Origin of the sequence: Micromonospora sp. DT41 (genome assembly GCF_049841715.1) — a bacterium.
In the GTDB taxonomy this organism is placed as follows: Bacteria; Actinomycetota; Actinomycetes; order Mycobacteriales; family Micromonosporaceae; genus Micromonospora; species Micromonospora profundi.
Genome location: NZ_JBNCKU010000003.1, coordinates 166,568 through 178,312, shown reverse-complemented (window position 1 = coordinate 178,312; position 11,745 = coordinate 166,568). Strand labels below are relative to the sequence as shown.

The following is an 11,745-nucleotide window of genomic DNA, read 5'->3' as shown; positions in this document are numbered from 1 at the left end:
GCGAGCGTGACGCAGCCTCCGACGTACCCGACGCCGCCGGCCGGTGGGCCCCCGCCCGCCGCCGGCGGCTTCGCGCCGCAGCCTGGACAGATCCCCCACGGGTACGCCGTGCCGCCGCAGTACGCCCCACCCGGGTACCCGCCGCAGTGGCCGGTCGCCCCTCCGGCGCTCAGCCCGGCCGGGCAGCCGCTGGCCAGCTTCGGCGACCGGCTGATCGCCTGGATCATCGACACGGCGCTGGCGAGCGTCGTGGCGATGGTGCTGTTCATGCCGGCCTTCCTCGCCCTCTGGTGGTGGATGTTCACCGAGATGACCCAGCTCGACCCGGACGGCACGCTCGTGGAGCCCACCCCTGTCACGTTCCTCACCGGCTTCTTCCTGCCGGTCCTGCTGCTGCAGTTCACGCTGGTCGTCGTACTGCTCGGGATCTACTGGCTCTACCACGTGGAGTACCTCAAGCGCGGCGGCCAGACGCTCGGCAAGAAGATCATGAAGCTGCGTGTGGTGCCGCTCGATCCGAACGGCACGCTCGACCGGCGGATGGCCGGCCGGCGGTGGCTCGTGCAGTACCTGGCGGCCACGCTGATCCCGGGCGTGAGCTACGCGGACGGATTCTGGCAGCTCTGGGACAAGCCCTGGCAGCAGTGCCTCCACGACAAGTTCGCCGGAACCGTCGTCGTTAAGGTTGCCTCGTGAGTGAGCACAGCGAGCGACCCATCAGGCTCAGTAGCGTGGCGTCTACCTCCGGCGCGCGGCGAAGCGGAGCGGCGGCGTGAGCGTGCAGCCCGGCTGGTACGTCGACCCCGCCGACCCCGAAACCCGGCGCTACTGGGACGGTGAGGGTTGGCTCGGCGCTCCCATCCCCGTCGACGCCACCCCGCCGGACGGGCCGCCCCCGGTCGAGCCGCCTCCCGTGCCGGCCACCCAGGGCGCGCCCGCCGCGACCAACGAGGTGACCGGCGCGCAGGGCTGGTCGCCGCAGTCCGGCACGACATCACAGCCCGGCGCGACACCGCCGCCTGGCACGACACCGCAGCCTGGGCACGACCCGCAGGCCGGCCAGGGCTCAGGCTGGACGCCACCGTCCGGCCCGCCCGGCTGGGCGCCGCAGGGCGGCCCGTCGGGATGGACGCCCCCGCAGGGTGCCCCTCCCGGCTGGACACCTCCGCAGGCCGGCCCCCCGGGCTGGACGCCGGCAGGCCCGCCGCCCGGTTGGACGCCGCAGGCCGGCCCTCCCGGTTGGGCGCCGCCCGGTGCGCCGGCCGGCTGGACCGGCCGGCCACCCGAGCCGCGTCCGCACGGGCTGCCGCTTGCCGGCTACGGCCGCCGGTTCACCGCCCGGCTGATCGACTTCGGCATCGTCTTCGCCCTGAACGCGGTGGTCAACGGCTGGTTCGTCTGGCGGTGGCTGAGCGAGATGCTGCCGTACTGGCGGGAGGCGTTCCGGCGCGGCCTGGAAGGCAACACCTCCACCGAGGGGATGCCGCCGATCAGCGAGCAGACCGGGCTCCTCCAGTTGGTGATCGTCATGATCGCCGCGGCGCTCTGGCTGGCGTACGAGGTGCCCTCGATGGGCGCCAACGGGCAGACCTTCGGCAAACGCGTCATGCGGATCCGTGCGGTGCCGATCGCCGCCGACCAACCGTTGGGCCTCGGTCGGGCGTTCAGCCGGTGGAGCACGATGGGCCTGCCCACACTGCTCTGGTACTGCGCTGGCCTCGGCCTGGTGCTGCAACTGATCGGCGCGCTCTCCCCGCTCTTCGACCATCCGCTCCGCCAGGCGCTGCACGACAAGCGCGCGCAGACGGTGGTCGTGCAGCTCCCCGACCGCACCGATTCCGCCACCCCTGACGACCACCCCCAGCCCTCGGGAGACACCCCATGACCGATCCCGGACGTCACGAGCCGGCGCTGCGCCTGACCCGCGCCGACCTGGACGCGCTGCCCAACTACGTTCCCGGGCGCAGCCCCGCCGACCTGGCTCGCGAACTGGGCCTGCCGGAAGCGATCAAGCTGGCCAGCAACGAGGTGCCGTACGGGCCGCTGCCCGGCGTCGTCGAGGCGGTCACCGAGGCGATCACCGCTTCGCACCGCTACCCGGACATGGGCGTCGTGGCGCTGCGCGACGCGCTCGCCGAGCGGTACGGGGTGGACGCCGACCGGATCGCCACCGGCTGCGGGTCGGTGGCGCTCGCCGAGCACCTCGTCCGGGCCACCTGCCTGCCCGGTGACGAGGTGCTCTACTCGTGGCGGTCGTTCGAGGCGTACCCGATCATCGCGGCGACCAGCGGCGCCACAAGCGTGCGGGTACCCAACGACGCCGGGCACGGGCACGACCTGGCGGCCATGGCCGCGGCGGTGACCGACCGGACCCGGATGGTCCTGGTCTGCAACCCGAACAACCCCACGGGCACTGCGGTACGCCGAGCCGAGCTGGACCGGTTCCTCGACGCGATGCCCGACGACGTGCTGGTGGTCATCGACGAGGCGTACCGGGAGTTCGTCACCGACCCCGAGGTGCCGGACGGCCTGGACTACCTGGACCGGCCGAATGTCGCGGTGCTGCGCACGCTGTCCAAGGCGTGGGGCCTGGCCGGGCTGCGGATCGGCTGGCTGGTCGCCCAGCCGGCGGTGGCGTCGGCGATCCGCAAGGTGGCGACCCCCTTCTCCACGAGCACGGCCGCCCAGGCCGGGGCGCTCGCCGCGCTGACCCAGGTCAGCGAGATGGAGCGCCGTTGCGCGCTGGTCATCGCCGAACGGGACCGGGTCACCGAGGCACTGCGCAAGTTCGTGCCGGACGTGCCGACCAGCCAGGCCAACTTCGTCTGGCTGCCGCTGGGCGACCGGGCCGTGGCTTTCGGCAAGTCGTGCGAGGCGCGCGGCGTGATCGTCCGACCGTTCCCCGGCGACGGGGTCCGGGTCACCATCGGCACGCCAGCCGAGAACGACGCCTTCCTCGCGGTCGCGGAGACGGCACTAGCTTGACCAAGTGACCGATATGCGACATAAGTGTGGTTTGTGCAGTTCTGCGTAGTTTCTGCCCTAACTTCCGAAGTAAGCCGGTCGTGCCGAGGACGCACGCCGGCTCACTTCGAGGAACGGGGTAACGAACAGTGCGTACAGCCAAGACTTGTCTCGCCGCAGCGGCCGCCGCCGCGATGGTGGGCTTCCTCGCCGCGCCGGCCGCCGCCGCGCCCGACGACACCACGACGACCACCTTCGAGGTGCTCGCCGGCACGCTCGACGTCGTTGCGCCCACCACCGCCGATCTGGGCTCCGGCGCCCCCGGTGGCACCATCACCGGCCAGCTCGGCGACGTGACGGTCACCGACTCCCGGGCCTCCGACGACGCCTCCTGGATCGCCTCGGTGACGGCCACGGTCTTCCAGGCCGGCGGCGGCTCCCCAGCCGAGACGGTCCTCCCCGAGGAGGTCGACTACTGGTCCGGCGCGGCGACGGCGACCAGCGGCAACGGCACCTTCACGCCAGGGCAGGCCACCACCGGCGACGCAGCGGCGCTGTCCAGCGGCACCCAGCTCACCGCGTTCACCCACTCCGGCGGGACCGGCGGCAACAGCGCAACCTGGAACCCCACCCTGGTGGTCAACGTCCCGCTGGACAACATCGCGGGCACCTACACCGGCACGGTGACACATTCGGTGGCGTAGCCGCCGGGGGCGGTCGACCATCGCGGTCGCGCTCGCCCTGTTCTGCCTCGCCGGTCCGGGACAGTCGACCCGGGCCGGCGCGGCCGAACCGGCATCGGACGAGGGCAGCATCGGGATCCGTCTACTGGAGGCCCCTACCGACCGCCGCACCGACCCCCGGGCGCTGCGCTACATCGTCGACCACCTACCGCCGGGAACGACAATCAAACGGCAACTGCTGATCGTCAACCGAACAGCCGGAACCCGCCACATCGACGTGTACCCGGCTGCGGCGACCCTGAACGATTCGGCTTTCCAGTTCGGCGGGGACCGCGAAGCCAACGAGCTGACCTCCTGGGTCACCCTCGACCGCGCCGCGTTCACGCTGGAGCCCTGGGGTGAAGCTCGGGTTCGGGCGACAATCACTGTGCCGCCGGACGCCTCACGCGGCGAGCGGTACGGCGTGCTCTGGGCGGCCACCGCCTCCGCGCCCAGGGCCACCGCCCCTGCGTCCAGTGCCACCGGCGAGATCAACCAGGTCCACCGGGTCGGCGTCCGGATGTATCTCGACATCGGCCCCGGCGGCGAACCGGCCTCCGACTTCACGATCGGCGACGTACACCCGGCCCGTGGCCCGGAGGGCGAACCGTCGATCACCGCCCAGGTCACCAACACCGGCGGGCGCGCCGTCGACCTCACCGGCACTATCACCCTGACCGACGGGCCGGCCGGCAGCCGGGCCGGACCGTTCCCGATCGGGCAGGGCGTCACGCTGGCGCCGGGGCACTCCGGGCAGGTCGTCGCCCGGTTGCCGGTCGAGCTGCCCAACGGCCCGTGGAAGGCCGAGGTGAACCTGGAGAGCGGCCTGGTGAAGCGCAGCGTCACAGTGCAGGTCCAGTTCCCCGACCCCGGTCAGGTCGGCACACGCGCCAGCGTCGTGTCCCGAGTGGTGTCGGCCTGGAGCATCGGTGTGGGCATCGTGGTCGTACTGCTGAGCGCCGGTCTCGTGCTGGCGTTCCGCGTCCGCCGGCACCCTGCCGGGCAGCGCCGGGGACGCGTCGCGGCCTGGCGGTGAGAGCACCGCGAGGTTCGGTTATCGGGGACGGGCGGCGGCCAGGATCACAGCTTCGGCCGTCAGGTAGTAGCGCTGGTCGTCGCCCTCCGGATCGACCGGCTTCCGGAGCCGCTCCACAGCGACGTAGCCGTCCTCGGCGGACACCGCACCGGGCGCCCAGCCCGTGCCATCGGAGCCGACGTTCATCGAAAAGCGGGACAGCTGCCTGCCGGTCGCCGGATCCAGTGTCACCAGGTCGTTCGCCTCGGTCAGCAGGTGCACCAGGCCGGGCTGCGCCGCGAGCACTTGCGCCCCTCCGAGCGCCGGCGACCGCCACAACTCGCTGCCGTCGCGCGCCGAGCGACCTACCGCCACCCCGTCGTCGACAATTGCGACAGCCTGCTCGTCGACAAGCGTGGCACCGGCCGGGTCCAGCGCGGGAGCGGCAAGCGGCTCGCCAGCGCCCAGAAGCCAGCCCCGACCTCCCGCATCCCCGGGCCCGGCGGTCCGCAGCCCCGAACAGTCCGAACGGCCGGTACGGCAACCGAGCGGAGTCGCCACCAACTCGTCCGAGCCGCCCGGCGGTCGCCAGCGCGTACCCACCGCGCCCGTCGCCGCGTCCCGGAACTCGACTGTGGCCGGTCCGGCGCAGCCGTCCAGGCCGATCAGCTGTCCGGACGCTGTGGTGCCGATGTCACGACGGCAACCGCCGGGCAGGTCGACCCGCCACAGCACCCGTCCGCCGGCCACCTCCACGGCACCCGCCTGGGTGTCGCCGGTGGCCACCAGCACCGTACGACCGTCTGCAAGGTCGGCGAGGTAGAGCCCGCGTGGCTCCCAAACGGTGGCGGCTCCGGTCCGCCGCACCACAGTCGCGCTCTTGGCGGGCACCGGACCGTCGGCCCGCCACAGCACCCGCCCGGTGGGTGCGTCCAGCGCGACAAGTTGGCCGTCCGACCAGCGGCTGACCACCGTGCCGCCGGTGGCCACCACCCCGGTGAGTTCCGCGGGCCACCGCCGGTACGACCAGTAAGGGCTGGTGCGGTGCCGTCCGTCGACCGGCCGATCGGCATAGACCTGGCGGTGCGCGGCGTACACCCGCAGTCTTTCGTCCACGATCAGCGGGGCGACCGGCAGCCGGCCGATCACGCCGGCGGCCGGTTGGGCCGCCGCCGGATATTCACCCCGCGCCACCGTGCTCACCTCGGCCGGCGCGAGCACCCGGTGGACGATGACCGCGGTGGCCGCCGTGGCGAGCAACGCCACCACAGCCAACGCGAACCGTCGCCGACCTCTCGGGAACCCCATGCCGCACCTCCGCCCGGCACCCTACCCAGCGGAACCTGCCAAACCCCGGTCAGGTCGGCACGGTCGCACCGAGCGCGGGCGGTGCCGGCTCTCGGCTCGCGGCTGCCAAAGGCCGGCGCCCGGCGCCCGGCCCGGCTGCCGGTCAGGCGGCTTCGGCCGAGCCTGTCGCCCGCGCCGCCACGGCCAGGTCGGCGAGATCACGCCGGAGGGCCACCTCCACCGCCCGTGCGGCGAGCCCGCCGAGCAGCAGCGCCACCACCCGGCCGTACGGGTCGGTCGGCACCGCTTCCTGGGTGATGGTGACCGCTGTACGAGCCCGGCGGCGACGGCGGACCGGCCGCAAAGTCCAGGTGATGCGGTAGTCGGCACCCGCGCCGGAGGAGCAGAGCACCAGTCGCTGCGGAGCGAGCGCCTCCACCACCAGGAACTCCTCGGTGAGCGTGCCGCCGCCCGGCTGGGCGCGCTCCTCACGCCAGGCGGTGCCCGGCCCGAACGGACCCGGGGTGAGCAGCTCGACCGGCCCGGCAACGGTAAGCCGCTCCGCCCGGCCGGGCAGGTCGATCAGCAGACGCCAGACATCGACAGCGTGCGCCTCGATGAGACCGGAAACCGTCACCGTCGACATGCCACCCTCCCGTGTCGTCGACGGTACGCGCGGTGAGGGCCGGACGAGGCCCCCGGGACGGAATTTCCACCACCCGGAGGCCACGCTGTCCGTTTCGGCATTCGCTTGGGACCGGTCGTCGACCGGTACCGGCGCGCCGGTCAGCGGTCGAAGCGACCGTCCCGGATGGCGCCGATGAACGCTGTCCACCCCGGCGGGCTGACTGCCAGTGTGGGACCGGACTGGTCCTTGGAGTCGCGAACCCCGACTACGCCGAGGGCGTCGACCAGGTTGTCCGCCACCTCCACGCAGAGCCCCTGGTCGTTTGAGCGGCTGCTGGTACGCCAGATGGCTCCCGCAAGATCGTGCATCGTCGTTACCTCCGTGTGCGATGGGTTGCCCCACCGCCGGCGGTAGGGCGTAGACCCGATACGTACCGGTCGGCGGGGCGACATGATCCGCGTCACCCAACGCGGTAACGAGGCTTGGTGATCGCACAGCCGGTGCGATCACGAGTCGCATCGGCGAGACGGCCCGATGGGCGGGGAATCGGACCACCGCCAGGGCGGAGGAAGGCGCCACTCACCCACCTTTGCTCTGCTTCAACTGACGCAACAGAAAAGGGCCGCAAGCGTTGCGTGGAGTGAAGCAGAGCAAAGGAGCCGAGGCAGGGTGACAGGGAGCTCGGCGGACAGGCCCAAGCCACACGCACAGCGCGCCAGACAGCAGCGCGCCAGCCACCAAGGCAACGGGGCCGAGGCTGCCGGTGCCGCTCAGCGGGCCGGGTGGATGGTTCCGGTGACCTCGCCGAGAGCGATGGTGGTGCCGTCCGGGCCGGGCGCCGTGGCCGTGATGGTCACCGTGTCGCCGTCGGCGAGGAAGGTGCGGCTTTCGACGCCGACCTTCGCCGGCTCCGCCCCACCCCAGGTCAGCTCCAGGAACGAACCGACCTGCGTACGGTCGGGGCCGGAGACGGTGCCCGAGGCGTACAGATCGCCGGTTCGCACTGACGCGCCGTTGACGGTGAGGTGCGCCAACTGCTGTGCCGGCGTCCAGTACATGCCGGCGAACGGCGGCTCGCTTACCCGTTCCCCGTTCCACTCGACGGCCAGGCGCAGGTCCAGCCCCAGGTGCGGTACGTCGCGCAGGTAGGCGGCCACCGGCGGGTCCTGGTCGGGGGCCGGCACGAAAGCTTCGGACAGCGCGTCCAGCGGCGTCACCCAGGCCGAGACTGAGGTGGCGAACGACTTGCCGAGGAACGGGCCGAGAGGCTGGTACTCCCACGCCTGGATGTCCCGGGCCGACCAGTCGTTGACAAGCACCACACCGAACACGTGGTCGGCGAAGTCGTCGACGGAGACCCGCGCGCCCAGATCGCTGGGTACGCCGACCACGAAGCCGACCTCGGCCTCGATGTCGAGGCGTACCGACGGGCCGGTGACCGGACCCTCGGCGGACGCTCGCTGACCGGTGGGCCGGACCACCGGCGTGCCGGAGACGACGACGGTGCCGGCCCGCCCGTGGTAGCCGATCGGCAGGTGCTTCCAGTTGGGCAGCAGCGGTGGCTGGCCGGGGCGGAATATCTGCCCGACGTTCGAGGCGTGGTGCTCGGACGAGTAGAAGTCGACGTAGTCGGCCACCTCGAACGGGAGCAGCATCTCCACCACGTCCAGGGGCACCAGCAGCGGCTCCACGGCGGCGCGGTGCTCCGGGTCGGTCAGCAGCTCGGTGATCCGCTGCCGCACCGACGTCCACTGGGGACGACCGAGTGCCATGAAGTCGTTGAGTGTGGGTCGACCCAGCGCTCCGGCGGCCAGCACCAGCTCACCGGCCTCCGCTGCGGCCAGGTCGAACACCCACGACCCGATCCGTACGCCGATGCGCGCCTGCCCCCCGTCGGTTCGGAACACCCCGTACGGCAGGTTCGTCACCCCGTACGGCGAACCGTCAACGCCTGTCACCCAGGTCATGCGTCGTAGCCCCCGTTCACCAGCCCCAGCCGGATCAGATCGGTAAGTGGTTCCAGGATGCTGCACGAGCCGAAGCCGACCCAGAGTGGACGCGGCGCGTCAAGCCCCACGGTGGCGCGCTCCAGCAGCGGGCGCGGGTCGAGCACTGTCAGCAGCTCGGCGACCGTACCGACGCTCTCCCCGGCGGCGGCTGCCAGCGTCGCGGCCAGCACGTTGGCGTAGCCGTGGTGGGTGAAGCCGGTCTCCGGGTCGAGGTGCCGGACGGCCTGGTGCAGCCCCGCGGTGAGCTTGAACGGCAGCTCCCGGTCCCGGCAGGCGCAGATCACGGCGGCCAGCTCGGCGGGGGTGGGGAAGAGTTCGGCGGCCAGGCCACCGGTGCGGAACTTGGCGGCGATGGGCACCCCGTCGGCGCGGGCGGCGGCCAGTGCGTCGAGCGCGCCCATCAGTCCGAAGGTCAGCGGCAGTTCGGCGTAGACGGCCTCGACGCCCGGCAGCTCGTCGGTCAGCCGCAGCAGCTCGGCGATGCCGGGCAGCGGGTCCTCACCGCGCTTGGCGACGGCCACCTCCACCTGACGGGCCGTGACACCGTCCGGTGGCAGGAACGAGAGCGCGAACGGCAGGGCCGCGATCCCGGTGTCACCGATCAGGCCGATCACCAGCCCTTCGCCCGGGTCGACGACACCGCTCAGCTCACCGGCGGCGACTGTCGAGGCGGGGACGAGCAGTGGGCCGACCAGATCCGCGTACCAGGCGGCGCGGTGCCGGCGATGGGCGGTCAGCGCGTCGTGAAGCTCGGCGCTGCCCGGCGGGAAGACGGCAGCGTCGTCCACCAGGCCGTCGAGGAGTGCGGGCACCTGCGTTGACACGGAACAAGAATGTACGGGACGCTACAAGGAACGGACAACAGCGTCCGATTATCGGACGTCTTCGGCCGGTGGACGGGACTTATCGGGAGGCGAAGATGCCGTACTACCGCAGCGTCGGCGAGGTGCCGCGCAAGCGCCACACCCAGTTCCGCCAGCCCGACGGCAGCCTCTACGCCGAGGAGCTGATGGGCCAGGAGGGCTTCTCGTCCGACTCGTCCCTGCTCTACCACCGGCACGCGCCCACAGCGATCCTGGCCGCCGACGAGTTCACCCCGCCCGCCTTCACCCGGGCGCCCAACCTGCCACTCAAGCCCCGCCACCTGCGCACCCACAAGCTCGACGCCGGCAGCGCCGACCCGATCCTCGGCCGGCAGTACCTGCTCGCCAACGACGACGTCCGCATCGGGTACGTCCTCGCCGACCGCCCGTCGCCGCTGTTCCGCGACGCCACCGGCGACCACTGCCTCTACGTCGAGGCGGGCACGCTGCGGGTCGAGTCCCCGTTCGGGGTGCTGGAGGCGGTGGCCGGCGACTACGTCGTGATCCCCACCTCGACCATCCACCGGCTGGTGCCCACCGGCGAGCAGCCCGTTCGACTGCTCGCCGTCGAGGCGTCCGGTCACATCGGCCCGCCCAAGCGCTACCTCTCCGTACGCGGGCAGTTCCTGGAGCACTCGCCGTACTGCGAGCGGGACGTCCGCGGTCCGGACGCGCCGTTGCTCGTCGACGGCGAGGAGGTCGAGGTGCTGGTCCGCCACCGGCGCGGTTGGACCCGCTACGTCTACGCCAACCACCCGTTCGACGTGGTCGGCTGGGACGGGCACCTCTACCCGTGGGCGTTCTCCATCCACGACTTCGAGCCGATCACCGGGCGCATCCACCAGCCGCCGCCGGTGCACCAGACCTTCCAGGGCCCCAACTTCGTCATCTGCTCGTTCGTGCCCCGCAAGGTCGACTACCACCCCGACTCGATCCCGGTGCCCTACAACCACCACAACGTCGACTCCGACGAGATGCTCTTCTACACCGGCGGCAACTACGAGGCGCGGCGCGGCTCCGGCATCGAGCAGGGCTCGATCTCGCTGCACCCGTCCGGGTTCACCCACGGCCCCCAGCCGGGTGCGGCCGAGCGGTCCATCGGCGCGGACTACTTCGACGAGTTGGCCGTCATGGTCGACACGTTCCGCCCGCTGGACCTCTGCGACGCGGCCCGCAACTGCGAGGACGACGGCTACGCCTGGACCTGGGCGCGTCGCGGCTAGTCACCGGATCGCGGTGCGGGTGAACACTGCGAACTCGGCGATCGTGGTGACGGCGATGGCCAGCACCAGCGGCCACGGCGAGCCGACCATCGCGTACACCAGCAGCAGCACCGGCGCGGCGGCCACCGCGTAGACCGCCAGGGCGAGCGTCCGGTCCGAATGCAGCAGGGTGGGCAGGATGGTCCGGGTCAGGCCCGGCAGCCGCGCCGCGAGCTGCCAGACCACGACGCCGCCGGTGAGCGCGGCAAGGACCGCGACGATGCGCGAGAACCCGCCGTTCGCGGCGGCCGCGAACGCCACCACCACCGCCGCGACGAGCGACCAGCCGGCACCGTAGAGCACCAGCCGGTGCAGACCCTGGGCGACGGTACGGCCCGAATCCATCCGGCTGGGACCGACCGGTACTGCCTCGGCTACCTGCTCCAATGCCTGCGACCAGCGGCGCTGCTCCAACCGGAGGACACCGACGTCCTGGCGGGCGTCGGCGAGACGCGGGTCCAGCCGCAGCGCCTCGCCGTAGGCGCGCTCGGCCAGGTCGAACAACCCCAGCCGGGCGGCCACCAGGCTGAGCACCAGGTGCGCCTGCGGCTCCTGGGGTGCCAGCTCGACCCCCCGCCAGGCCGCGTTCAGCGCCGGCTGGCCGTTGCGGGCGTCGGCCAGGATCGCCGCCGCGCTGCGCTGGGCGTACGCGTCGGCCGGGCCGAGCGCCAACAGCCGGTCGGCTGCCTCGGCGGACTCGGCGTAGCGCTCCAGGTCGGCAAGCGCCATGGCCCGGACCACCAACTGTGGCAGCGCCTCCGGGGCGGCAGCAATGGCAGCGTCGGCGGCGGTGAGCGCGTCCGCAGGCCGGCCCGCGGCCAGGTGCACCCGGGCCAGCATGGTGAGCGCCTCCGGATCGGCCGGCTTCAGGGCGAGCCCATAGGTCAGCTCGGTGGCGGCCTCGTCGTGGCGGCCGAGTTCGGCGAGAAGCTGAGCCCGATCGAGGTAGCCGTCGGCGGCGGAACGGTCGGGGGCGGGGTCGCTGGACATCGCGG

The 11,745-nt window shown here is 72.4% G+C and carries 12 protein-coding genes; 6 read left to right on the top strand and 6 right to left on the bottom strand.

Annotated features, from left to right (window positions below):
* The first annotated feature begins 6 nt into the window (after positions 1–6).
* The 5 genes from ACLQ23_RS07190 to ACLQ23_RS07170 all read left to right on the top strand — a co-directional run bounded on the left by ACLQ23_RS07190 (position 7) and on the right by ACLQ23_RS07170 (position 4,722).
* Positions 7–696: an RDD family protein gene (locus ACLQ23_RS07190; RefSeq protein WP_425880463.1), complete on the top strand. Its 690-nt coding sequence runs from the start codon at positions 7–9 to the stop codon at positions 694–696.
* Between the two features lie 76 nt (positions 697–772).
* Positions 773–1,885, top strand: a complete 1,113-nt coding sequence (locus tag ACLQ23_RS07185; RefSeq protein ID WP_355589960.1) for an RDD family protein — start codon at positions 773–775, stop codon at positions 1,883–1,885.
* Positions 1,882–2,985 carry a histidinol-phosphate transaminase gene (gene hisC / locus ACLQ23_RS07180; RefSeq protein ID WP_355589962.1) on the top strand — a complete coding sequence of 368 codons (1,104 nt, stop codon included), beginning with the start codon at positions 1,882–1,884 and terminating at the stop codon, positions 2,983–2,985. Before ACLQ23_RS07185 ends, hisC begins: the two co-directional genes overlap by 4 nt.
* Before the next feature lie 128 nt (positions 2,986–3,113).
* Entirely contained in the window at positions 3,114–3,668 is a 555-nt protein-coding gene (locus ACLQ23_RS07175; RefSeq protein ID WP_425880462.1) for a hypothetical protein, read from the top strand.
* 256 nt (positions 3,669–3,924) lie between these two features.
* Complete coding sequence (locus ACLQ23_RS07170; RefSeq protein ID WP_355589968.1) at positions 3,925–4,722, top strand: hypothetical protein; 798 nt, start codon at positions 3,925–3,927, stop codon at positions 4,720–4,722.
* 18 nt (positions 4,723–4,740) lie between these two features.
* On the opposite strand, the gene ACLQ23_RS07165 is transcribed toward ACLQ23_RS07170, so the two are convergent.
* The 5 genes from ACLQ23_RS07165 to ACLQ23_RS07145 all read right to left on the bottom strand — a co-directional run bounded on the left by ACLQ23_RS07165 (position 4,741) and on the right by ACLQ23_RS07145 (position 9,449).
* Positions 4,741–6,009 carry a PQQ-binding-like beta-propeller repeat protein gene (locus ACLQ23_RS07165; protein ID WP_355589971.1) on the bottom strand — a complete coding sequence of 423 codons (1,269 nt, stop codon included), beginning with the start codon at positions 6,007–6,009 and terminating at the stop codon, positions 4,741–4,743.
* A gap of 142 nt (positions 6,010–6,151) precedes the next feature.
* Positions 6,152–6,634: an SRPBCC family protein gene (locus ACLQ23_RS07160; RefSeq protein WP_355589974.1), complete on the bottom strand. Its 483-nt coding sequence runs from the start codon at positions 6,632–6,634 to the stop codon at positions 6,152–6,154.
* Positions 6,635–6,774: 140 nt separating this feature from the next.
* Complete coding sequence (locus ACLQ23_RS07155; protein WP_355589977.1) at positions 6,775–6,984, bottom strand: DUF397 domain-containing protein; 210 nt, start codon at positions 6,982–6,984, stop codon at positions 6,775–6,777.
* A 402-nt stretch (positions 6,985–7,386) separates the two neighbouring features.
* Positions 7,387–8,583, bottom strand: a complete 1,197-nt coding sequence (gene fahA / locus ACLQ23_RS07150) for a fumarylacetoacetase (RefSeq protein ID WP_425880461.1) — start codon at positions 8,581–8,583, stop codon at positions 7,387–7,389.
* The gene (locus ACLQ23_RS07145; protein ID WP_355589983.1) at positions 8,580–9,449 is read right to left on the bottom strand and encodes a hypothetical protein; all 870 of its coding nucleotides are present in this window, start codon (positions 9,447–9,449) and stop codon (positions 8,580–8,582) included. The genes fahA and ACLQ23_RS07145 overlap by 4 nt, the downstream gene beginning before the upstream one ends.
* Before the next feature lie 95 nt (positions 9,450–9,544).
* Between ACLQ23_RS07145 and ACLQ23_RS07140 the strand changes: the two genes are divergently transcribed.
* The gene (locus tag ACLQ23_RS07140; RefSeq protein ID WP_355627842.1) at positions 9,545–10,711 is read left to right on the top strand and encodes a homogentisate 1,2-dioxygenase; all 1,167 of its coding nucleotides are present in this window, start codon (positions 9,545–9,547) and stop codon (positions 10,709–10,711) included.
* Here ACLQ23_RS07140 and ACLQ23_RS07135 read toward each other — a convergent pair whose 3' ends face one another.
* Positions 10,712–11,740 carry a tetratricopeptide repeat protein gene (locus ACLQ23_RS07135; RefSeq protein ID WP_355589989.1) on the bottom strand — a complete coding sequence of 343 codons (1,029 nt, stop codon included), beginning with the start codon at positions 11,738–11,740 and terminating at the stop codon, positions 10,712–10,714.
* Positions 11,741–11,745 lie beyond the last annotated feature (5 nt).

What these genes read in the sequence shown, in the direction of transcription:
- hisC (WP_355589962.1), top strand. Translation starts at nt 1,882, where the DNA reads ATGACCGATCCCGGACGTCACGAGCCGGCGCTGCGCCTGACCCGCGCC.
- ACLQ23_RS07165 (WP_355589971.1), bottom strand. Translation starts at nt 6,009, where the DNA reads ATGGGGTTCCCGAGAGGTCGGCGACGGTTCGCGTTGGCTGTGGTGGCG.
- ACLQ23_RS07160 (WP_355589974.1), bottom strand. Translation starts at nt 6,634, where the DNA reads ATGTCGACGGTGACGGTTTCCGGTCTCATCGAGGCGCACGCTGTCGAT.
- ACLQ23_RS07155 (WP_355589977.1), bottom strand. Translation starts at nt 6,984, where the DNA reads ATGCACGATCTTGCGGGAGCCATCTGGCGTACCAGCAGCCGCTCAAAC.
- fahA (WP_425880461.1), bottom strand. Translation starts at nt 8,583, where the DNA reads ATGACCTGGGTGACAGGCGTTGACGGTTCGCCGTACGGGGTGACGAAC.
- ACLQ23_RS07140 (WP_355627842.1), top strand. Translation starts at nt 9,545, where the DNA reads ATGCCGTACTACCGCAGCGTCGGCGAGGTGCCGCGCAAGCGCCACACC.
- ACLQ23_RS07135 (WP_355589989.1), bottom strand. Translation starts at nt 11,740, where the DNA reads ATGTCCAGCGACCCCGCCCCCGACCGTTCCGCCGCCGACGGCTACCTC.